This window comes from Burkholderia sp. Ac-20384, assembly GCF_017104605.1.
GTDB classification, from domain to species: domain Bacteria; phylum Pseudomonadota; class Gammaproteobacteria; order Burkholderiales; family Burkholderiaceae; genus Burkholderia; species Burkholderia lata.
Window position 1 is genome coordinate 23,294 of the sequence record NZ_JAAGPE010000004.1, and the last position, 19,705, is coordinate 42,998.

Consider the following 19,705-nt stretch of genomic DNA (forward strand, 5'->3'; position numbering starts at 1 on the left):
TTCATCGCGGCTCCCTAATTTTTTGGGTGCAGAGCGGGCAGCTGAAGAGCATGCCGCCCGGCAGGTAGTTCACGGTGCCGGTGCCGCTGCATCGTTCGCAAGACGTGCCCAGCTCCGGATACAGCTTCTCGCGCAGTTGCGCCGGCAGCCCGGCGGCGCGGATCGCAAACACCTCGACGTCGCTCAGCATGGGGCGTCTCCTGCGCGGGCGCCGTCAACCTTCGCGCGGATCGCTTCCAGCTCGTCGCCAGCGACATCGGCCCAACGCGCGCCGTGGTCGAGGACCATCTTCACGAGCCAGTGCAGGACGTACGCCTGCTCGTCCTCGGCCTTCGTCTTGATGTCGGCGCCGGCGGCGCGCATGAGGTGCGCGTACGGCCCGCACCGGAAGTTCGGAAAGCCGAGCACGTGGCGGAGATCGTCGGTCAGCTCGTCGGGGTAGGCCCGCGTGGCCCTCGTTGCTTCCACTTCCGGATCCTTGCGATAGGCATCGGACACGCCGGCCCATTCGAGTGCGCTGGCGAGAGTGAACGGCTCCGGCTGGCCCGGATGGGCTGTTAGCACTTCGAGCAAGCCATTCGCAGCCTCAACATCTTCCGGGCCGCGGCCGCGCAATCGCTCTTCGGCGTGTTCGATCAAGCTGCGGTGCTTGTCCGTCAGCGTCTTATTCATGCTTGGCTCCCTTCGATGATTTGGGGCCACGCGCCCCATCCCCACGCTTCCTTGTCTTCGGTGGGGTGCTTGTCGGTCCTTGGCCGGCTCGGGCAATCCCATGTGCGGCCGCGCACCTTCCACAGAAACCGCCAGCCGGCCGCGCGCAGGCTCGCGCCGTTCTCGCTCGCGAGGATGTAAGTGATGCCGCGGCGATAGCCCTTATCGATCGCAACGCGGCGTGCAGCTGCATACAGCATCGAACATGCGTTCGGCGTGCCGTTCGTGCATTGCCGCGTGACTTCGGCCGTCAGTCCATCGTCGAGCGGCCGCGCGACGGGACGGCCGGTGATCGCGACGCCCGCAAGGCAGCCGTCATCGTCATGGACGGCTTGCCACCAGAGGCCGCCGACCGGCACGCCGTGGTGCCGGTGATGCGCGCGAATGAAGTCGAACGCGTCTTTCTGCGAGATCGGTCGCAGTTCGATCATTGCTTGGCTCCTTCGAGAAGGGCGCGGAGCGCGTCGGCCAGCTTCGCATCACCGCTGACCGTCATGTCATCGGCGACGAGCAGCAAGTCCATGCGCTGACGTTCGGTCAGCCCGACAGGAGCGGATGCCGGGGCGGGAGGGGGCGGGGCGGCGTCGATCATGGCGCGGTGCGCAGCGTCGAGTGCGTCGTCTCGATCTTGTCCGGCTTTTTCGGTGGCGTTGAACGCGATGAGCGCCTTTGCGCGCATACCGTAGGAGCGCTCGATCGGCACGAGCGCATAGCCGGTCGGGATCGCCGCGGGACCGCGATCAACACAGTGCCAATCGTGATGCCGCTCTTGCACGAGCGGTTTGATATTGTCGTCAATCCACTGCTGGATCTCGGCTCCGCTCCACATCTTCCGCAGCATCGTCGGGAAGCGCGGCAAATCGGTAACGGCCACCGGTTCCGCCGCATGCGCGGGGGTGGTAACGATGCCGTTCGGGGAAGTGCTGTCGAGCCATTGCAGGATGCTGGCGGCTTGCTTTTCGTCGATCGCAAGGCCGTCGCATTCGCCTTCGATCGCATCGATGATCGCTTTCAGCCGCGATGTTTGGGCCTGCGATCGTTCAGGCTGCGCAGCGAGATCGCGGATCGCTGCGATGATCTGCTCGTGAGGCTTTACGCCAAACTCGCCGCGCTCGCGCCACTTCGGATCGAGTTCACGCAGCACGGCTTGAATCGCCGACAGCCCTTCCGCCCCCGCCGCATTGGGCGATGAGGCGCGGGCACGCCACGCAGCCCACGCGTATGCTGTGGCAGCCTCCGTGTAATGTCCTTCCACACTTACGCTGGCATCCATCCGAATGTCGCGCGCCCACGATTCGAACGCCGCCCGCTCGTCCGCCACTGGAGGTTCGGACTGCGCGAAGAACAGCTTCCCGCTCAATTCCAGTACCTTCGCCTCTGCCTTCACGAGCAGATTCGACGCACCGACGTATGCGCTGTACAGCGTGCCGTGACCGTCGCAGTACCGGCAGTTGACGGTGATCTCGCGCGCGTCCGGGCCTTCGTCGGTCATTTCCGTCTCTTCGCCCGAGCCAGCGCAGCGCGGGCAATCGAAATTGCCGTCGCCCGGCGGCGTCATCGGAGTGCGCCGCAGATACTGTTGCGCCTGCGTATGCCATTCTTCACCGAGCAGGTTCGAATGGCTGTCCGCGTCGACGGCATCGCGGATCAGCTCCAACGCTCCGGCCGGCGCTGCTTCGTGTTGCTCGACTGGGCGACGGTTCCAGTCCTTCTCGCAGCCTGCGCCGTCTTCGCGGAGTCGGGTGCTCGCGCCGCAGTCCGTGCATTCCAGCCAGTAATCGCCGATGCCATTTCCTTGGCGAACGGGGCATTTCGTGCAGCCGCAGAATGCGCAGGGCAGCAGGTATTTCGGCGCATCAGCGCGGCTCTTGTCGGTGGTCATGGAGATCCTCACGCGTGCGTTGCGTAGACCGCGTACGGCCCGTCTTCGCTGTCGCCAATTTCGAGCAGCCACCATCCGGGCTCCGGTGACGGGTCCCATGCCGTGATGTCGAGGTTCCCGTTATCGAAATACGAGACGTACGCCGGATGGTCCATGCGCTCGTTCTCGAGGTGGTAGATAGACGTCGTGATGCCGGCCTGCGCTTCGAGCGCCGCCCATTGTTCAGGCGTGCAGTGCTCGGCTCCGTCCATCGTGACGTGCCAGAAGTGGCGCAAATCCGGGTGGATGAAGTAGCCGTCCTGGTCACGCACGACGGGGATTTTCTGGAGCATCGGTGTGGTGGTCATGGTGGTTTCCGTGATCAGGCCGCAGCGTTGTGTGCGTCGTGCATATCGGTGGATGTGTCACCGTGGCCGAGCACCCATCGGAGCGCATCAGCGCGTGCGCCGTCGCTCTTCCCAAGCTCTTTCGCGATCTGGGAGCGCGTGCGCATCCGTGGCACATTGCTGTCCATTACGGCCCGCTGAGCGCGCGCGCGGGCATGCCCCGTTTTCCCGGCACCCGCCGCCACGAGATCGCGGACTTTCGAGCGCTGCTCTTCGGGCGAAGCCTTCGCGAGCTTCCGCGCATCCGTGATCTTGATTTGTCCGCTATCGACGGCCTTTTGGACGGCATCGCAGCAATCCAGAAGTGAAAGCGTCGCGCGTACGGTCTGCGGATTGCAGCCGAAGAGGATGCCGATTTCTTCCTCGCTTCGTCCCATCTGAACTTGGCGGGACATCTTCGCGGCAATCGTGAGGGGCGTCTCTTCCTGCCGGATTGCGTTCTCGCTCACCATTGCAGATGAAAGGTCGAGCGCCCGACGCCCAGCGGTCACCTTGCGTACGCTGGCCGGAACATGGACGGGAGGCCGCCCTTGATCGCGAAGTTGACGATTCGCCTCGCGGGCTGCCTTGACACGCTGCCGCCCAGTGACGACTTCGATGTCGCCAGTTTCAGGGTTCTTGCTGACTTCGATCGCTTGCAAAACACCCTGAAACATGATGTTTCGAACCATGTTTTCGTTGACCGGCCAGTGAACGCGTTCGTCGAAAAGCGGCGACGCCGGGTCGGTCACGAGAGTCAGGTCTTCGGGGTCGAAGAATAAGGTGTTCGTCTTTCCTTTCGCCCCGTAGACGTCTATCGAGTTCTTTGCCATTTAAGTGTCCTAAATGCGTTATCTGCTGCCGCTCAAGCGGCATCGTTGCTGGTTAGCAAATCGCCGCGGGGCGGCGTAATAACTGCGCGGTGAAGTAGGTCATGTTCGATTCCTCCCTGAATCGTTGTTATCTGCTACGGGATCAAAGATACCAACAAGGTATCCGATAGGCAACTAAAAAAAGCGCGCGACCATGCACAGCTCACGAAATTTCCGGATGGAAGCGTCGTAGCCGGTGAGCGGCGCGCCGAACGATTGCTGAGGAGGCGTCGCTTTGTGCTCGATGGCGGCGCGTAACGCATCGCAATCGGGCAGGGAATAGCGCACGCGCGATTCGCTCGCGTCGCGCCAGATGAGGCCCTTGCCAACAAGTGTGTTTAGCGTGTCGCGCACGGCGCTGCGCGGCCGGTCGGGCATCAGGTCGCAGACTTCGTCCTGCGTGTAGCCGTGGCCGGGCAGCATGGCGTCGACGAGATCCTGCAGCGCGACCGTCTCGGGCTGGCGCGAGCGGCTAACGGGGATGTTCTTCATGCCTGGTCCCAGAGAGTCTCAGGCTTGTTCAGCGCGAGTGGCGATTGCTTCAGGCCGAAGAGCGTCGCGAAGAAGTTCAGCCAGCCGCCGCGATCGAGGCGCCCCTGCAGGCGGTGCCATTTGAACTGCTCGCGCAGATTCATCTCGACGGTCTGACGCGCGCCCTCCGGCAGCCCGTGATGCTTGACCATCCAATCGACCATTTCTTTCGCGCTCAGGGCGCGGACCATGCCTTGCACGGGATCATTCATGCTGCCTCCTTGTTGAGCCGCCGAACCTCGGCGCGATAGAACGTCTTCATTTCCTGAATCTGCGGAATGGTGAGCTTTTGCGGGACGTGCGGGCCCTCAAGCCAATCGACGCGCTCGAGGCCGATCTTCTTGATGAGGTTGGAGCGGTACGGGATCAGGCTCCCGGATAAGTGGGTGTTGCAGGGCGCGCACTGCAGATGCACGTTGTCCGGCTCGAACCGAAGCGCCGGCTCTGATCCGACCGACCGGTAGTGGCCGGCGTGCCACTGGCCCTGATGGAAGCGCCCGCACGAGATGCATGCGTGCCCGGCATCCCGGCACCGCACCCAGGCATTGAACGCGGCCTGCAGTTCGCGAAGGTGCGTGCCGCGCGTCTTCGATTTATCTAGCGCCTCGCGCAGTGACTTGCGCGCGTCGCGCTGGGCTCGGGCGGCTTTCTGGTCGGCGAGCTTCTTCGCATGCGAGACGGCGCAGAGCGGGCCGCAGACCTTCTGCATCGAGCGGGCGGGCGTGAATACCTCGCGGCACTGCGGGCAGCGCTTCGGCTTAAGGGTTCGATTCATGCGGCGAACTCCCGCGCCATTTCCTCGTAGCCGCGCGCGGCCGTTTCCGACCAGGTGACGTTGTTCTCGGCGCCCCACGCATACAGGAACTCGATGAACTCGGACGCGTGGCGCTTGCTGAATCGGCGCGTCTGCACGCCGAGCTGTACGAATCCGGATCCGTCGAGGTTGGGGATGATCGCGCCGACGCCTTGCACCGGATCGCCCTCGGCAGCCTTCACGCGCGCGAACGCGTCGACGAGGAGGCGCTTCCACGTCTCGAGGTCGCGCATCGCGCCCATGAACGGCACTTGCTTGGCGATTTCCGAAAACATGCTGTGATACTTCGCTTCCTGGTCGCGCGACTTCGGCGGCGGCTTGATCTCGACGATGAAGCCGTCGGGGGCTTGGATGCACGCGCGGCTCGCAAACTGCCGCGCGGTGGAGTGGACTAATCGGTAGGATTGCTTGTCGCTCATGCGGCGATCTCCGGTTCTTCTTCTGCGGCGCCGTCATAGCAGCCGCAGCTTTGATCGATTGGGCTTTCGGGGAAGAGCTTCGTCTGCGCTTCGTCCGCGGCCAGCAGGTCGCCCCAGGCGAACCGCCGGCCCAAACCTTGAACGGTTGTCAGGTCTGCATTGCGTTCCATTGCGACGGCGCGCGCGGCGAGGTCTGGGTACATCCTCTTGAGTTGGATAATTTCGCTCTTGCGCGATGACGGGCAGAAGAAACACGACGACTTCCCCGGCAGGGGCAGCCCGGCGCCACGGATGCACGCGACGCACTCGTCGCGGCCCCAGCCCCATTGGACGAGCGGGTACTCGTAGACGTATTTCGCGTCCTCGGGAATCTTCGCGCGGTGCGATTCATCCGCGTCGTAGCCGATCAGCTTGACGACCTTGCGGCCGGCTTCCCATTCATCGCGCGCGGGTTGCCAGTTGTTGCAGTACTTGTCCTGCGGATCCGTCTTGAACTTGATCGAGCACGACTTGAATCCGTACGCGATCGACGGGAGCATGTTGTTCTCGAGGCAGTTCTCTTCGAGCGCGTGAACCTCGCCGGTCGCGCGCACCTTGCGCACCGTGATGATCGCCGGATAGCCGTGTGACACCAGCCACGCCGAGAACATCTCGACATAGCGATACGTGTGCGGCTTCTCGCCGCCGGTGTCGGCGAACAGAATCAGGTCGACGGGCATTCGCCGGCGCACAATCTCGATCAGCATTGCCGTCGAGTCGGTGCCGCCTCCGTATGCGACGACGATCAGCCTGCGGGCGGGCATCAGTTCCATCGAGTCGCCGCGTGGCGGCGCTGATAATGCGCGGGTCGTCATGCCGATTCCAGCATGAGGCCGGGTTGACGGAGGCGCTCGCGCTGGAGTGGCCGGTAATCGGGGTTGAGTTCGCACCCGATGAAGGCTCTGCCGAGCCGCTGCGCGACCTGGCCCGTCGTGCCGCTGCCGAAGAACGGATCGAACACGACGTCGCCCGGCCGACTGCCAGCGAGCACGCATGGCTCGACGAGCGCCTCGGGGAATGTCGCGAAGTGCGCGCCGCTGTATGACTGCGTCGGGATCGTCCAGACAGACCGGCGGTTGCGCTCGGTCGGCATGATCGCCATCGCTTCGTCGAAGCTGCCGTTGTTCTTCGTCCCGCTGCCGTCGCCGGCCAGTTTGCGCGTCACACGACCGCGGCTGCGCTCGTCGGCGTCGGTGCCGTGGCCCCAACCCACACCGCGCGCGACGGCCTTCATGTTCCCGTTCGTCTTCGCACCGCCGTTCGCGCGCTCGCTGCCGATCTGCGCCTGTACGTTCTGCGACAGGCGCGCGTGCGTGTTCGGGCTGACCGGTTCGAGAATCGCGTTCTGGTCGAAGTAGTACTTCGGCCCCTTGCTGAGCAGGAACAGGTATTCGTGCGCCTTCGTGCATCGGTCGCGTACGCTCTCCGGCATCGGGTTCGGCTTGTGCCAGATGATGTCCTGACGGAGATACCAGCCAGCGTCCTGCAGTGCGAACGCCAAGCGCCATGGCTGGCCGACGAGGTCTTTCGGCTTCAGTCCCTCAACGCGCACGTCGGAGCGCGGTACCGGTGCGTCGTCGCGCCGGCGGCTCGCGGTCATCGCGCGGGCCTCGGCGGATGACGGTGACGGCCCCCATGCCGCGCCGCGCGTGCCGGCGTAGCTGTCGCCCATGTTCAGCCACAGCGTGCCGTCGTCGGCGAGCAGCTCGCGCGCGAGGTCAAAGACGCCGACCATGGTGTCAATGAACTCGCGCAACGTTGGCTCTTGTCCGATCTCGCGATGCTTGTCGGGGTGGCCGTCGGGTAGGTACGAGCGCAGCCCCCAGTAGGGAGGGGAAGTTACGATCGTCTGCACCTTCACGCCGTCGGCGATCATCGCGCGCATGAGATCCCGCGTGTCGCCTAAGTGAGACTGATTTTTCCAATCTGTCATGCTGCCTTTCCCGATTTGATATAGGCCCACAGTTCTTTCTTCGCGCGCTCGGCCGCCTCATCGCCGGCCTGCTTCCGCACGCGCTCCACGATTTCGCTCGCCGCGCCGTACTGGCCGCAGCGCCCATCGCGCACCGCGGCCTTGAAGTTGCGCAGGCACTCGGCGGCCGTCAGCACCAGACCACCTCGCGGTAGCTGACGACGCGCCGCTGAAACCATGCACCACCGTCGACGCGTCCGTACTCGGTGTAGTCGGATAAGTGCGGGATGATCGCGGTGCGCATGGCTGGCTCCGGTTAGACGGCCGACTGGTACGGCAGCCCGAACGCCTTCAGCAGATACGGGTCGGTGTCGGGCTGCCGCGCGTACCAGGCGCGGTAGTCGTGGGGGACGTCGGCGATGGCGCGGCCGGCATACTTGCCGAACGACATGTGCGTCGGGATGCGCGCGTTCTCGGAGAACTGGTAGACGTCTTCCCACGTCCTCAGGTCTTCGCCGCAGTGCTCGAGGATCGCGTACAGGACACGTGCGCACAGGTAGCAGTCGGCCAGCGCGTTGTGCGCATCGCGCAGTTCGAGGCGCACGGCCTCGAGGTCGCTGCCGAGCATGTAGCTGAGCGCGCCGAGCGTGTGCGACTCAGCATCCGGCCAGACGCGTCGCGCCATCGCGAGCGTGCAAATACGCTTGACGTTGAGCGAGCCGGCGACTTCCCAGTCGAAATCGACCTTGTGACCGATCATGTATCGGATGTCAGTCGGCAGCCGGAACTCGCTGTTCGGCGGGCAGTCGACGAGGTCGGACGGCAGGATGTGGTGCACGGCCATCGCGCCGAAGCTGATCGCCTTCGTCGGGCGGTAGCGCTGCAGGAACACGTCGAGCGGCGCGGTGTCGACCAGGTCGTCGCTCATGCGGAGCAGGGCGGCTTCGATCAGTTGCGGTTCGTCCGCACTGGTGGTCTCGGTGTCGAAGATGTACGCGGTCATTTACTTGATCTCCAGACGGGTTTTCTGCTCGAGGTGCGCGCCCGGAACGATCTCGCCGTTCTTGAGCGCTTCCTTGATCTTCGTCTTGTCGAGACGCGGCGCCGGCGGTTCCGGGGTCGTGAGGAACGAGGGCGGCACGTCGGATTCGTTGTCGATGACGACGGATGCCGGGTTCTTGCGGATCGACAGCACGAAATACGGCGAGTCGATCTTCTGGATCTTCGCGTGCTCCATGTTGGCGAGCAGGTAGCCTTTGACGTGCTCGCTCTTCTTGCGGATCGCGGCGGCGCGGTCGGCCATGAGTGCCATTTGCGCTTCTATGGCGGCTGCGCTCGATTCGAGGTTGCGCGCGAACATCGCGACGTTGATCGACTTCGTTTCGATGTCGCCGCTGATCGACTCGAGCGTGTCTTTGAACGTCTGTTCGTCGAGGCCCAATTGCTCGAGCTGGTCGAGCTGCTGCCGGTAATCGCCGGCGATTTCGAAAAGGCTGAGGCTCATGATGTTTCCTTTAAAAGTGTCACGGTAACTATGACGGTATCCGTCGTGAAGAAATTTTTTTGCGCCTGATGCCGCGCCACTCGAACCCGCCGATGCGCGGCGCTTCGTAGCTCGGAGACTCGCGCGCCGCGTGCGCTTCGTCGACCGTCGGCGCCGTGCAGGCCCAATGCTTTCCGGTCCAGTACGCGAACCAGCGGACAAGCTGCTTGCCGTTCGGCTTGCGCCGCACTTCGTAGACGCCGACGTGCAGCGGTGTGATGCTCCTGTCGAACCAGTGTGTGAGCTGCATGGCGGTCTCCTTGCGGGTCAGTGGCGCGGCTTACGTTCCTCCTAGAACGGAATGTCGTCGTCCATTTCGTCGAATCCGCTACCGGCCGGAACGCTCGGGCGGCTTTGCGTTCCGCCGCTCGTGCCGCCGCGCGGCGCACTGCCTGCGCGACCGCTGCCACGCTGGCTGTTGCCACTGCTGCCGCCGTAGCCGCTGTCGTCACCGGCGCCCGAGCCGCCGCGGCCGCCGAGCATCTGCATCTGGTCCGCGACGATCTCGGTCGAGTAGCGATCCTGTCCCGCCTGGTCCTGCCACTTGCGCGTGCGGATGCGCCCTTCGATGTAGACCGACGAACCCTTCTTCAGGTACTCGCTGACGATCTCGGCAAGGCGGCCGAAGAAGTTGACGCGATGCCACTCGGTCACTTCCTTGTAGTCGCCGCTGGCCTTGTCCTTGTAGCGGTCGGTCGTCGCGAGGCGGATGTTCGCCACGGCGTCGCCACTCGGCAGATAGCGGACCTCGGGATCGGCGCCGAGATTGCCGACGAGGATGACTTTGTTCACGGATGCCATGACGTTTCCTTACGCTGCTGCGGTTTCAGTGAGCGCGTTCATGCGCTCGTCGTACTTCTTCTTGAGCTTCGGACGCTGCTCCTTGCTCGCGCGCTTCCATGCGGCTCCGAAAATTCCCTGAAGCACTTCGATGTCGCTCGCCTCGGTGAGCGCGAGCAGGCAATCCGTGAGTTCACTGTCGCTCAGGGGCGCTGGACCCGTGGTACGCTCACTCTTCCGCGCTGCGACGTCGTGCGTGTGCGCATCGGCATCGTTGTCGCCCTCGGTCGGGATGCAGAACGCTTGGAATGCCGCGTACTTGTACGCGGCCGACATCGCCTTGTTGCTGCTCTTGTCCGCGCTGTCCATCGCCTCGCCGACCGTGACGATCGTGTGCTTCGATCCGTCCTCGGCGCTGATCAGGTCGAATTCGACCGTGACGGTCGTGTAGAAGATCGCGCTACCCTTTGCCGTGGTGCGCTCGACCTGTTCGCGCTTCGTGACGCGCGGGAGCATCAGCAGCTTGTTCTTCGACAGCGCCGGCGACAGCGCTGCGTACGCGTCGTCAATCCCGCGAAAGTTGTAGCCCTGTTGCTGGTTGCGGCGATCTTTCGAGATCCCGACCTGTGACATTTCCTGCATGACTGCGGCGATCGCGCCGTACACCTTCAGATTCGGTTCCATTTCCGTTTTCCTCCTCGAACTGCTGCTGTTCCTGCTCCATGACCTGCTGCCAGAATGCGGAGTCGTCGTCGTTCATGGGAGCGCTCCAAGGTTGTGCACTGCAGCCCATGCGCCATACCCGAGGCACACGACCAGCGCGATCGCCCACTCAAGGACCGTTCGCATCTGCGATGCCGTCGATCTCGGCGCGCAGCACGCGCGCACGGTTGACGAGAAGCCCGAGCCATCCGTCGGCGGCCGCGTCGGGGTAGATGGCCGCGAATCGATCCCACTCGGCGCTCAGGTCGCGCAGCAGCACATAGGCGTCGGCGAACTTTTCTGCGATCTGCGTCTGTCGCATCAGCTCCGCCAGAGTCACCACATCGGCTACATGCTCTTGCCCGGCCTGAATCAGTTCGCGTAGCATCAGGGTGCTCGGGATCTGCTTCATTTCACGATGAGTAACCATCATGGTATCCGTAGTGGCCAAATTTTTTTCCGCGACAGGACGCTGCCGCGGGTGGAACACGGTTGCGGGGCGTAATAACGCGAGGGGACGTACTGCAATTGCTGCGTTCATGGCTGATTCCTTCCTTCCGTTCGTTGTGGTTTGTGCTGCGGTGATTGAAGGATACCAACAAGGTATCGGATATGCAAGATCCGATTCCAAGTTTTTTGCGTGCGCGCTACAGCCGCATCCATGTCTGATAGTCGGCCTCGCTGAGGCGCTCGTCGGCCAGCGTTGGCGTGGGCGTAGGCTTGTGCTCGTCGCAGTAGTCGCGGCCTCCGTGGGTCCAGTGCGCTTTGACGCGCGGGCCCGTCTTGCGGCACTCGCAGCAGTAGCGCCAGCCGCCGCGCTCGACCATATCTTTCGTGATCCGCTTCATGCTCGCTCCTGATGCTTGCGCGCCGGCCGGCGGCCGACATTGCAGATGAACGCCGCGAACGCGACTGCAGCGAGTGCGGTGAGTGCCAGGCGCACGTCCGGCGTCTCGGCGTCGGGCGCGATGCTCGCCAGTGCGATGCAGGCGAGGGCGTAGGCGATGGCTTTCACAGGTCGTCCTCGTCGATCGCGGTCGTGTATTGCGGCAAGTAGTGGCCTTGCACGTAATAGCCTTTTCCGCAAAGCGCGCTCGGGCAAACAACATGCGTGCGTTCCTCGTTCGGAGCGATCCCGTATAGGTCATCGCCGTCGCTGCCGTCGAGATAGCTGTTGCTGCACATCTCGTCGTCGGTCATCGCATGGCCGCAGTGCGGGCAGACGATTGACGGCTGTCGGACATGGCTTAGTGCGTCGATCATGCTGTGACCTCCGGCGCGGCCGGCAGCGGCATCCAGTGCGTGACTGCATCGCTGATGTCCTGCGGACCGTCGTGCCAACCGTCGCTATACGTGAACGCCTGCGGCATTTTGGTGAACGCGTCGTACTCGACCTGCAGCGGCGTGTCGCTCATCAGATCCCAGTCGTTGCCGGGCACGAGCATCACAAGGCACCAGCCAGGCGCGTCGGGCATCCGCTCGGACGCTTGAACCCACGGTGCTGCCGCCGGCGCACGCGTGTTCCAGCACTCAGCGGCCAGCTCGCGCGTCTCGGCCTTCGCCCAAACCGACGTCATGTAGCAGTGCTCGTTGCCGCAGTTGATGTGCCGGCCGCCGCCGAGCACGATCGCCTTCCCGCCGCAGAACGGGCAGGGCTTCAGTTGTTCGCTCATCGCGCCTCCTGCGTACCAAAGAGGGCGACGAACGCTGCCTCGTCAGCGCGCGGCACCCATGCGGTGTTGCCTTCGCCGTAGTGGTACGTCGCGAGGTGAGTTGCGCCCGGGTAGGTGAAGTAGGCTTTGCACCTGATGCCGTGTCCGGGCTCGGACGCTTCGAGCTTTTCGCCGTAGACGTGAACCGACGTCACGGTGCATCCGAAAAACTTCGCCTCGACGAGTTCGATGAGCGCGTTCTGCGCGGCGAGGTTCATGCGCTTGCGTGCGTCGTCGCGCGCGAGGCATTCCTGACAGCAGAACACCTGCTGTTTGCGGGCGACGTAAGTGCCCGGCGCGACGTCCTCGCCGTCTTCGTCGTATTCATCGTTCGACACGCGCGCGCCGCATCCATGGCACTCGAACCACCATCCGGACTCGATCAGGGCGCCTGGCGGGACAGGGCCGGGGCTGAACTGATCGAGGTGAGGAGCGCGCCGGCACGACTCGATGCTTTCCCAATCGGTGTCGAGCTCGCACGCGCCTTCCCGGCGCGCGGTCGCCGAGTTCGTCGCGAACCTGACGCATCCGTAGCCTTCGTAGTTGTCGTGGATGATGTACGCTTTCAGTTGCTTGTTCATCAGTGGCTCCTCAGCATCGCGTGCGCTGCGTCGAGCTGTCCATAGCGCACCAGGCGCTCAAGGTGCAGCCGGTCAGCGAATGGCATGGTCTTCCACAGGCAATGCTCGATTGCAGCCTCGTGGTCGCGCTGCGATTCCTTGCACGCCGGGCAGCAGTTGAACGCGAACGGCACGGCTTCGGCATCGGCGTGCGACTGGTGGCAGTTCTTCGCCTCGTCAATGTCGTGGTACGACTCGTCGCACTCGGGGCAGACGTAGACTTGATCCGCAGGGCAGCAAGTTTGCGCGTCACTTTCATGCTCGTAGTGCGTGCCGCATTCGTAGCATTTGTAGCGGCGGTAGATCTTGTTCAGCTCGCGGCGGCGCTCGCGCTCGGCGTCCGTCACCGGCCGGCGCACTGCCGTCTGTAACGGCGTCCCTTCGTTTGGCGTGCTCATGCTGCCTCCGCGATCGGAAGCCGCACCGCGAGCAGCGCGCTTTCAAGGTCACATCGCGCGATGGCGAGGTCGGACATGTGCCGCGCGTTGATGGCGGCCGGCGTGGCCTGCCACACTGCCTCGATAGCCCGGATAGCTGCGATTGCCTGCACGATCTTGTATGCGGAAATTTCGGGGGTCATGCTGCCTCCTTGGCGAGCGCGGCGTCGATCGGCGCGCTCGGAAACAAAATGTCACGCAGCGTCGCGGCGCGCTCGAAATTCATCTTCTCGACGGCGGCGGATAGCTCGCGCTCGATGCGCTTGCGGCGCTCCCTGTCGTCGACCAGCTTTCGCGGCGTCTCGCCGGGCCGATAGGTAAAGAACCGGCCGGCGCTCTCGTGGGTGTGGTCACGATGGCCCGGGCCATAGACGAACAGCCACATGCCGTTGATGCCGCCATATACCCGACCGCAAATCGCGCGGCCCTTTCGGTCGCGCATCCATCGGACATCGCCATGATTCAGCGTCGCGCCGTCTTTGTCCTTCCGATTCCACGAATTGATCTCGTGTTCGCTCGGCCAGCCGTCCACGCCACGCTTGAACCGGTGGATGCCGCGGCGCTTCTCGTACTCGCCGTCCCATGAGTCATTGAAATAGGCCAGCGGATCCGGATTGGGGCTCGCAATCTTCGGCGAATCGAACTCGTAGCCGGTGAACACGCCGCACAGATAGTCGCGAATGCGTCGGCGCGTTCGCTCCATCTCCAGCCGGATCACATAGGGCATGCACGCTTCCTTATTCGACTCATAGCGGCCCTCATGGTCTGCGCGTGTCGGCGTATTGACTGATTGAAACATCTTGAACTCGATGCACCGACCGCTGATCGACAAATCTGCTTTGAGGTTGCCCTTTACGCAGAAGCGCTTGCGCTCCGACGCCCAGCGCGCAATGTTGCCGCCGTAGTGCTTGACGTCGCGTTCGTCGATGGGCTGCATCGTGCAGGTCCAGCCCAGCCGATTGAGCGTTTGGATGATTCGTGCGAAAACATCACGCTTGAATTGCTGCTCCCAGCGCTGCGCACCTGCGTAACCGCCGGCGTTGCGCGCATCGCTGATTCCTTCTTCCCAAACGTGTAACGCTGCATCGCGGAACACGACGCGACCCGCGCGCTCGATTCGTCCTTTCGTGAGGCTCATGCTGCCACCTCTTGCGCTTCGGCCTGGCGGGCGAGGGCGATTGCTGCGCGCGCTGCGATAACCTGCGGCTCGGATTCGAAGTCCCAATTTCCAGCATCGCCGCTGCTGGCCAATCCGACATAGCGATCAAGCAAATTCTCCAATGCCTCAAGCATCGCTGGTGCGGCGTCGCGGATAGCCGCCTGCTCCTGTTCGTGTACGCGGCGCTTGGACGCTTCAATCTCGGCCGCCGCATGCTTCGCACGGTCCGCTTTCTCCTGCTCGGCTCGGTGGCGTGCGGCTTCTTCGCGACGTGCTGCTTCGGCAGCCTCTTCAGCGGCGTGTCGCTTGGCGGCCGCGACGGCTTCTTCGGCGCGCAGACGGGACGCTTCCTCGTCAGCGATACGCTGGCGCTCAGCGGCGATCTCGGCCTGCTGGCGGGCGATTTCGGCCTTCTGCTCGTCGAGCTTGCGCTGCTCGGCCTCGCGCTCGGCGCGCGCCTGGGCTTCTGCTGCCTCCCGGCGCTCACGGTCGAGGCGCTCCTGCTCGGCGCGTGCGGCGACGGCTTGGCGGTCGCGCTCGGCTTGTTCCTCGCGCTGCCGTACGAGTTCGGCAGCCGCCTGGCGCTCGCGCTCCTCCTGCTCGGCGCGTTGCTTCGCCAGTTCCGCGCGCTCGGCTGCAACGCGGGCGGCTTCCGCGTCGCGGGCCACTGCGGCGGCACGCATCGTCGTCAGCTTCGCGACTACCTCGGCGCGGGCGGTGATCGCAGCATCGACGAACTCGGCGAACACGTCGGCGGTCACGTCGAACGTTTCCATGTCCTCGAGCGCGTCCGCGATCTTGGCTGTCGGCGCATCCATCAGGTTGAGCGGCACGGCGCGGAGTTCGTCGATCTTCGCGCGGATGCCGTCCTTGCGGCGCTGCTCGGTGGCTGCTTTCTCGCGGCGCTCGTTCTCGCGGGCCGTGTCCCATGCGTCGCGCAGCGCCTGCAGGCGCTTTTCTTCTGGCTCGATCAGTGCGACGAGTCGGTTTTCCTCGGCAATGATCGCCGTCGAAAACTTCGTGGCGTCGTCGCGCGCGTCCTTCCCAGCGCCGCGAATGTCGGTGCGGCGCTTCTTCAGGACCATATACATGCCGTGCACCTGAGTTCGGCCGTCAGCATTTTTGATTTCAGTGACGTCTGCGCTCTGGCGAACCATCTCGGCAAGCGCCGGTTCACAGTCTGCAGTCCTAAGCGCGACCTTTGCTCGGTCTGCGAGGGTAAGTTGCGTGGTCATGCCGGTTCCTTTGGTGTGATTTCCCGCAGGGGCGGGAGGGGTTGCTTTAGCCTGTATGGCTGGGCAGCCACTTCAGAGCGCCGTCGTATTCGCAGCCGCCAGTGGCTGTCCAACTGAGCCCTTGTTCGTCGATTGCAATGCAACCTGGCTGCCAGTGCTCGGGATTGCGAAGCTCATTTACCCAGCCTTGGACGTCGCCGTTGAAAAACACCACAACGCCACCCTTGCCGACAAGAGACGAGTCTTCTCGGTAGCGTTGCGCGGCATTGCTCAATTCCATGGTCTTTCTCCTGTAGCGGGAGCGGTCGTTAGGCGACGAGAAGGCCGAAGTGCTCAGCGATCTGAGCAGCCTCTGCGCGCCACCCGGCCTCGATCTCGAACATGCCGCGGGAACGAGCCGTTTCGGCGTCTGACAAGCGCTTGTCGTGCCACCGTTGCGCGGTTTCTGCGGTGACGGTCACGGTGTCGAGTTGGAGTTCCATCGTCGTTCCCCTTCGTGTTGCGTTGATCGGATACCTCGTTGGATTAAAAGATACCAACAAGGTATCCGAAATGCAACCGAAAATTCAGCCGTGGCTCGAAAATTCTCCATGCATGGATTCGCGCGCTTGACGGACCGCCCGATCGGCATCCTCCATAGTGCTGAAGTAGCCTAGGTGGAATGTCTTTCCGTTCACGTTGATTCGGGCCCGATGGCGCTCTTGATTGACCGACACGCCTTTTTTCCCGCTGGTGTTGTCTCGCTTCTTTTTTCGGTTGTAGGCATTTTGCGTGCAGTCGGCCAGCCGCAAGTTTGCTATCCGATTGTCGAGTCGATTTCCATTTATGTGGTCGAGCATTCCGGCCGGCAACTCCCCGTGCACTAAAAGCCATGCCAAGCGATGCTCCAGGTATCGCCCTGAGCCGATTCGGATATGCCGATAGCCCGTATTGTTCACGCCGCCTGCAACACCGCCTATGCGACGCTTGTGATAATTTGCGCGCCACGTAAAGACGCCGGTTTCCTGGTCATAGATCAGGATCTTGGCGACGTCCTCCCGAGTCAAATCATTGCGTGGGTTCATTGCCGCTCCTCGCGTGGGATGTAGCCGCGCCGCTGAAACGCTGGCGTCAGCTTTTCAAGGACACTTTTGCGCAACTCCGAAACACTCGTAGCTATCTTCGCGGCGACGCGCGAGCCGGTCATTGGATTAGAGCTGCATTCTCTGGAAACTGCGCTGATGCTCGGGGCATATCCCTCGCCGAAGATGAACTCGCGCATCAGCAGAAAGCGCACGAGCGCGCGGTTCCGGTTGACGTGCTCGAACTGCGGAAGCAGCCGGTCGATCGCCGCCGGGCGCTCGCCACGCTCGCCGCCGTACGTGGCGTCGAGCACCGCGCGCTGGTCGAGCGACAGGTGCGTCTCGACGACGTCGAGGATGAATTGCGCCTGCGTCTTCTTCTCGTGGATGCTCAGCAGTAGTGCCGAACCGTCGGGTCCTGTGTACTCGCCGATCTGGCCGATCTTCACGCCCGGCCGCGCGCGCCAGGTGTAGGCGAAGAGCAGGGCGGTGTCCATGTCGCGGAACATCGGCACGCGCGCGGCTTCGGCGTCCTCGCGATCGGCGCTGCGCAGCGTGAGCCGGCCGAGCGCGCTTTCGTGCACAACTTTCGATTGCGTATGCATTCAGGTTCCTTGTCAGTGGACGACTTGGGAGAGGAGGTCAGGCGTCGCCTGCACGACTTTCACGGTCTTCCCGGTGTGCGGACAGCGGCGCGTGCCGGGCTCGAACACCAGGCCATCGTCGCGCAGTTCGGCGACGCGCGCGCAAACCGACGACAGGCGGATACCGGTCAGGTTGGCGATGTCGAGCCGCGATAACGCAGTGGCCGGGATCGTGCGGAGCAGGGCGAGGATCTTCGCCTGCTGGTTGGCGACAGTGCCGTCGTCGCGGACGGAGACGTAGGCTAAGAAGCTGGTCGTGGATGCGTTGAACATGCGGGGCCCTCACATCGGTTTGCGGTTGCCCGCGATGTAGCGCTTCATCACGCCCAGCAGCCCGCGATGGTCGCTGACGTAGTAGGGCAACTCATACCCGTTCATGCGATCGTTGAACCGGTAGCGTTTCGCGCCGACGATATTCACGACGCCGAGCTTATGCTCGGAGCCGAAGTCGCGGCACTGCTCGGACCATGGAATGGCTGCGTCTTTCATGCGGCCTCCCGCGATCCGTATTTCGCGCGCTCTTCCGTCGTCCAGTGGTGCGCAGCGGCGTGCTTGGCCGCATCAGCGATCGGAACCCACTCATAGCGCTGCCGGCCACCGGTGCAGTCGTAGCCGATGACGTTGCCGCGCATATCGCGCGCCATCGAGAACACGCGAATCTGCTCACCATGCTCTTTCGTGTTGCGCCGGTCGCCGACGCGCGGCTTCTTGCGTGCCGGGCCGTATCGGACATGGATCCTCATACTTTGCCTTCTGCGCGGTTGAGCGCCGGCGCCTCGTCGCGCAGCACGTAGTCGCGGATCACCTTCATTGAGTGCGCGTCGGCAGTTGCCGTGGCGCCGCTAAGCACCGATTCGTCGAGCGGCGTGCACATGCGGTCGAGCGCGGTGCGTACATCGGCTGGAACCGCCGCCGGGGCGGCCGACTGCGCGGGGGCGTTCGCGCCAGCGATAAAGCCGTCGCGATATGCGAGCGCCTCTGCGATCGGTGTGTTCGACGTGGCCCATTGGCCGGCCGCGAGGTGCGCGCGTTCGTTCAGATCGGTGCCCACTTCCGGCCCCGTTGCATTGGATGATGGAGCGCGGGTGCAATTGATCAGCACCTCGTCTTCTACAGCGCGTGCGAACTGCCGCCATCCCCATTGCTTCATGAAGCTGGGAAGGCCGCCCGGCATCGATTCGGCGATCGCGTCGATGTCTTCGTCGTCCAGCCGTGCTGTGCGCTCGTCCGCCACTGGCTTTTCGGAATGCACTGCAGCGTGCAGCCTTGCGAGCAATGCCGGGTCGGTTTTAACGTTCGCCAAGGCTTCATCGAACATTTCGTCAAGCGTGCGATTCGGCGCTACTTCGTTCTGCTCGGCCGGCGCATCGACGGCGAGCGCGACGACCGGGTGGTTCGTGCCTTGGATCCACAGACGGATCGGGGCGCCAGCATTGAGCGCGGCCAGCTCCTCGGCGGTAGGCTGCCAGGCCGACACCATGAACGGCCCGTTGTCGGTCTCGACGTCGACGATGGGCAGCACGTCGCATGCGCTCTTGCTTTGATCCCAATCGGCCGGTGCGCCGAGGCGGCGCGTGGCGCCTTCGATTTCGCGAATCAGCATGCTCTCGCTCCCGTTCGCACCATGTTGTCGACGCACTGGATCAGCAGGGAGCAGTCGAGCGCGATCGGATCCATCTGCTCGCGGACGGTGGCCGCCGCAGTCACCCTCGTGCCGACGTCACTGTTCGCCCGATACGTCGGGATGCGCGAACTGACTCGCTTCACGATCTTTTGCTCGCGCAGGCGCACGATGTTGTTGCGGACGTACTTGATGCTCTTGCAAATCCCGGCCGCGATCTGCTCCGTCGAGCTATTCGGGTGCGACTTCAGGAAGTCGACGATCTCATAGGCCGACTTGCTCATTTGCCGTTTGGTCATGCGGCCTCCGACGAACTGGAGGTATTCGACGGTTCCACGCGCCACGCGCGCACGCCGCCGTCGACCGCGCGCACGACAAAATTTCCACCATGGCGACGACGGTGATAGTTCGCGCAATTGCTCAACTCTTTAAGGAGCGCAGCCTGTTCGCCGGCGACAAAAAACGAGTCGCCGATCTCCATCCTCGAGAACGGATACCGCTGCGGTCGCCCACGCATGGGGGAGGGAATCGGCAAGCCCTTCTCGATGACGAACGCCGGCGCGGCTTTCGTGGTCGATCGCGCTGCCCCAGTTGATAAAGAAGCGTTTGTCGTGCGCATTTAAAGTCCTTTCATGGTATTTGTTTT

Annotated in this window: 38 protein-coding genes; all 38 read right to left on the minus strand. The window is 63.5% G+C overall.

Annotated features, from left to right (window positions below; translation table 11 throughout):
• Position 1 precedes the first annotated feature (1 nt).
• Positions 2–190, minus strand: coding sequence for a hypothetical protein (locus tag G3O00_RS01500; RefSeq protein ID WP_206141795.1), 189 nt, complete (start codon positions 188–190; stop codon positions 2–4).
• On the minus strand, positions 184–672 hold the full coding sequence (locus tag G3O00_RS01505; RefSeq protein WP_206141796.1) for a hypothetical protein: 489 nt from the start codon (positions 670–672) through the stop codon (positions 184–186). The genes G3O00_RS01500 and G3O00_RS01505 overlap by 7 nt, the downstream gene beginning before the upstream one ends.
• The gene (locus G3O00_RS01510) at positions 669–1,142 is read right to left on the minus strand and encodes an XF1762 family protein (protein ID WP_206141797.1); all 474 of its coding nucleotides are present in this window, start codon (positions 1,140–1,142) and stop codon (positions 669–671) included. The genes G3O00_RS01505 and G3O00_RS01510 overlap by 4 nt, the downstream gene beginning before the upstream one ends.
• Entirely contained in the window at positions 1,139–2,593 is a 1,455-nt protein-coding gene (locus G3O00_RS01515; protein ID WP_206141798.1) for a hypothetical protein, read from the minus strand. The genes G3O00_RS01510 and G3O00_RS01515 overlap by 4 nt, the downstream gene beginning before the upstream one ends.
• Positions 2,594–2,601: 8 nt before the next feature.
• Positions 2,602–2,940, minus strand: a complete 339-nt coding sequence (locus G3O00_RS01520) for a hypothetical protein (RefSeq protein WP_206141799.1) — start codon at positions 2,938–2,940, stop codon at positions 2,602–2,604.
• A 14-nt stretch (positions 2,941–2,954) separates the two neighbouring features.
• Positions 2,955–3,791, minus strand: coding sequence for a ParB/RepB/Spo0J family partition protein (locus G3O00_RS01525; protein WP_206141800.1), 837 nt, complete (start codon positions 3,789–3,791; stop codon positions 2,955–2,957).
• A gap of 174 nt (positions 3,792–3,965) precedes the next feature.
• Positions 3,966–4,322 carry a hypothetical protein gene (locus G3O00_RS01530; RefSeq protein ID WP_206141801.1) on the minus strand — a complete coding sequence of 119 codons (357 nt, stop codon included), beginning with the start codon at positions 4,320–4,322 and terminating at the stop codon, positions 3,966–3,968.
• Positions 4,319–4,573: a hypothetical protein gene (locus G3O00_RS01535; RefSeq protein ID WP_206141802.1), complete on the minus strand. Its 255-nt coding sequence runs from the start codon at positions 4,571–4,573 to the stop codon at positions 4,319–4,321. The genes G3O00_RS01530 and G3O00_RS01535 overlap by 4 nt, the downstream gene beginning before the upstream one ends.
• A complete protein-coding gene (locus tag G3O00_RS01540; protein ID WP_206141803.1) occupies positions 4,570–5,136 on the minus strand; it encodes a recombination protein NinG in 567 nt (188 codons plus the stop codon). Before G3O00_RS01540 ends, G3O00_RS01535 begins: the two co-directional genes overlap by 4 nt.
• Positions 5,133–5,594 (minus strand): recombination protein NinB, encoded by a 462-nt coding sequence (locus tag G3O00_RS01545; protein ID WP_206141804.1) that lies wholly within the window; start codon positions 5,592–5,594, stop codon positions 5,133–5,135. Before G3O00_RS01545 ends, G3O00_RS01540 begins: the two co-directional genes overlap by 4 nt.
• Entirely contained in the window at positions 5,591–6,406 is an 816-nt protein-coding gene (locus G3O00_RS01550; protein ID WP_241024891.1) for a phosphoadenosine phosphosulfate reductase, read from the minus strand. Before G3O00_RS01550 ends, G3O00_RS01545 begins: the two co-directional genes overlap by 4 nt.
• A 38-nt stretch (positions 6,407–6,444) precedes the next feature.
• The gene (locus G3O00_RS01555) at positions 6,445–7,566 is read right to left on the minus strand and encodes a site-specific DNA-methyltransferase (RefSeq protein ID WP_206141805.1); all 1,122 of its coding nucleotides are present in this window, start codon (positions 7,564–7,566) and stop codon (positions 6,445–6,447) included.
• Entirely contained in the window at positions 7,563–7,742 is a 180-nt protein-coding gene (locus tag G3O00_RS01560; protein WP_206141882.1) for a hypothetical protein, read from the minus strand. The genes G3O00_RS01555 and G3O00_RS01560 overlap by 4 nt, the downstream gene beginning before the upstream one ends.
• Before the next feature lie 119 nt (positions 7,743–7,861).
• The gene (locus G3O00_RS01565) at positions 7,862–8,548 is read right to left on the minus strand and encodes a DUF3820 family protein (protein ID WP_206141806.1); all 687 of its coding nucleotides are present in this window, start codon (positions 8,546–8,548) and stop codon (positions 7,862–7,864) included.
• Positions 8,549–9,049, minus strand: coding sequence for a siphovirus Gp157 family protein (locus G3O00_RS01570; protein WP_206141807.1), 501 nt, complete (start codon positions 9,047–9,049; stop codon positions 8,549–8,551).
• Positions 9,050–9,077: 28 nt separating this feature from the next.
• Positions 9,078–9,338 carry a hypothetical protein gene (locus G3O00_RS01575; RefSeq protein WP_206141808.1) on the minus strand — a complete coding sequence of 87 codons (261 nt, stop codon included), beginning with the start codon at positions 9,336–9,338 and terminating at the stop codon, positions 9,078–9,080.
• Positions 9,339–9,379: 41 nt separating this feature from the next.
• A complete protein-coding gene (locus G3O00_RS01580; protein ID WP_206141809.1) occupies positions 9,380–9,889 on the minus strand; it encodes a single-stranded DNA-binding protein in 510 nt (169 codons plus the stop codon).
• Positions 9,890–9,898: 9 nt separating this feature from the next.
• Positions 9,899–10,552 (minus strand): ERF family protein, encoded by a 654-nt coding sequence (locus tag G3O00_RS01585; protein WP_206141810.1) that lies wholly within the window; start codon positions 10,550–10,552, stop codon positions 9,899–9,901.
• A gap of 148 nt (positions 10,553–10,700) precedes the next feature.
• Positions 10,701–11,111 (minus strand): hypothetical protein, encoded by a 411-nt coding sequence (locus G3O00_RS01590; RefSeq protein WP_206141811.1) that lies wholly within the window; start codon positions 11,109–11,111, stop codon positions 10,701–10,703.
• A gap of 106 nt (positions 11,112–11,217) precedes the next feature.
• A complete protein-coding gene (locus tag G3O00_RS01595; RefSeq protein ID WP_206141812.1) occupies positions 11,218–11,418 on the minus strand; it encodes a hypothetical protein in 201 nt (66 codons plus the stop codon).
• On the minus strand, positions 11,415–11,585 hold the full coding sequence (locus G3O00_RS01600) for a hypothetical protein (RefSeq protein ID WP_206141813.1): 171 nt from the start codon (positions 11,583–11,585) through the stop codon (positions 11,415–11,417). Before G3O00_RS01600 ends, G3O00_RS01595 begins: the two co-directional genes overlap by 4 nt.
• Positions 11,582–11,833, minus strand: coding sequence for a hypothetical protein (locus tag G3O00_RS01605; protein WP_206141814.1), 252 nt, complete (start codon positions 11,831–11,833; stop codon positions 11,582–11,584). The genes G3O00_RS01600 and G3O00_RS01605 overlap by 4 nt, the downstream gene beginning before the upstream one ends.
• On the minus strand, positions 11,830–12,243 hold the full coding sequence (locus tag G3O00_RS01610) for a DUF551 domain-containing protein (protein WP_206141815.1): 414 nt from the start codon (positions 12,241–12,243) through the stop codon (positions 11,830–11,832). The genes G3O00_RS01605 and G3O00_RS01610 overlap by 4 nt, the downstream gene beginning before the upstream one ends.
• Positions 12,240–12,863: a hypothetical protein gene (locus G3O00_RS01615; protein WP_206141816.1), complete on the minus strand. Its 624-nt coding sequence runs from the start codon at positions 12,861–12,863 to the stop codon at positions 12,240–12,242. Before G3O00_RS01615 ends, G3O00_RS01610 begins: the two co-directional genes overlap by 4 nt.
• Complete coding sequence (locus tag G3O00_RS01620; RefSeq protein WP_206141817.1) at positions 12,863–13,300, minus strand: hypothetical protein; 438 nt, start codon at positions 13,298–13,300, stop codon at positions 12,863–12,865. The genes G3O00_RS01615 and G3O00_RS01620 overlap by 1 nt, the downstream gene beginning before the upstream one ends.
• Positions 13,297–13,482 carry a hypothetical protein gene (locus tag G3O00_RS01625; RefSeq protein WP_206141818.1) on the minus strand — a complete coding sequence of 62 codons (186 nt, stop codon included), beginning with the start codon at positions 13,480–13,482 and terminating at the stop codon, positions 13,297–13,299. The genes G3O00_RS01620 and G3O00_RS01625 overlap by 4 nt, the downstream gene beginning before the upstream one ends.
• Positions 13,479–14,477, minus strand: coding sequence for a UvrB/UvrC motif-containing protein (locus G3O00_RS01630; protein ID WP_206141819.1), 999 nt, complete (start codon positions 14,475–14,477; stop codon positions 13,479–13,481). The genes G3O00_RS01625 and G3O00_RS01630 overlap by 4 nt, the downstream gene beginning before the upstream one ends.
• Entirely contained in the window at positions 14,474–15,733 is a 1,260-nt protein-coding gene (locus tag G3O00_RS01635; RefSeq protein ID WP_206141820.1) for a hypothetical protein, read from the minus strand. Before G3O00_RS01635 ends, G3O00_RS01630 begins: the two co-directional genes overlap by 4 nt.
• Before the next feature lie 46 nt (positions 15,734–15,779).
• Positions 15,780–16,013, minus strand: a complete 234-nt coding sequence (locus G3O00_RS01640; RefSeq protein WP_206141821.1) for a hypothetical protein — start codon at positions 16,011–16,013, stop codon at positions 15,780–15,782.
• Positions 16,014–16,041: 28 nt separating this feature from the next.
• Complete coding sequence (locus G3O00_RS01645; RefSeq protein ID WP_206141822.1) at positions 16,042–16,215, minus strand: hypothetical protein; 174 nt, start codon at positions 16,213–16,215, stop codon at positions 16,042–16,044.
• 84 nt (positions 16,216–16,299) lie between these two features.
• A complete protein-coding gene (locus tag G3O00_RS01650; protein ID WP_206141823.1) occupies positions 16,300–16,797 on the minus strand; it encodes an HNH endonuclease in 498 nt (165 codons plus the stop codon).
• The gene (locus G3O00_RS01655) at positions 16,794–17,399 is read right to left on the minus strand and encodes a hypothetical protein (protein ID WP_206141824.1); all 606 of its coding nucleotides are present in this window, start codon (positions 17,397–17,399) and stop codon (positions 16,794–16,796) included. The genes G3O00_RS01650 and G3O00_RS01655 overlap by 4 nt, the downstream gene beginning before the upstream one ends.
• Positions 17,400–17,411: 12 nt before the next feature.
• A complete protein-coding gene (locus G3O00_RS01660) occupies positions 17,412–17,711 on the minus strand; it encodes a hypothetical protein (protein WP_206141825.1) in 300 nt (99 codons plus the stop codon).
• A 9-nt stretch (positions 17,712–17,720) separates the two neighbouring features.
• Positions 17,721–17,927: a hypothetical protein gene (locus G3O00_RS01665; RefSeq protein ID WP_206141826.1), complete on the minus strand. Its 207-nt coding sequence runs from the start codon at positions 17,925–17,927 to the stop codon at positions 17,721–17,723.
• Positions 17,924–18,181, minus strand: coding sequence for a hypothetical protein (locus tag G3O00_RS01670; protein ID WP_206141827.1), 258 nt, complete (start codon positions 18,179–18,181; stop codon positions 17,924–17,926). Before G3O00_RS01670 ends, G3O00_RS01665 begins: the two co-directional genes overlap by 4 nt.
• Positions 18,178–19,041: a hypothetical protein gene (locus tag G3O00_RS01675; protein WP_206141828.1), complete on the minus strand. Its 864-nt coding sequence runs from the start codon at positions 19,039–19,041 to the stop codon at positions 18,178–18,180. Before G3O00_RS01675 ends, G3O00_RS01670 begins: the two co-directional genes overlap by 4 nt.
• The gene (locus G3O00_RS01680) at positions 19,035–19,358 is read right to left on the minus strand and encodes a hypothetical protein (protein ID WP_206141829.1); all 324 of its coding nucleotides are present in this window, start codon (positions 19,356–19,358) and stop codon (positions 19,035–19,037) included. Before G3O00_RS01680 ends, G3O00_RS01675 begins: the two co-directional genes overlap by 7 nt.
• Complete coding sequence (locus G3O00_RS01685) at positions 19,355–19,678, minus strand: hypothetical protein (protein ID WP_206141830.1); 324 nt, start codon at positions 19,676–19,678, stop codon at positions 19,355–19,357. Before G3O00_RS01685 ends, G3O00_RS01680 begins: the two co-directional genes overlap by 4 nt.
• Positions 19,679–19,705 lie beyond the last annotated feature (27 nt).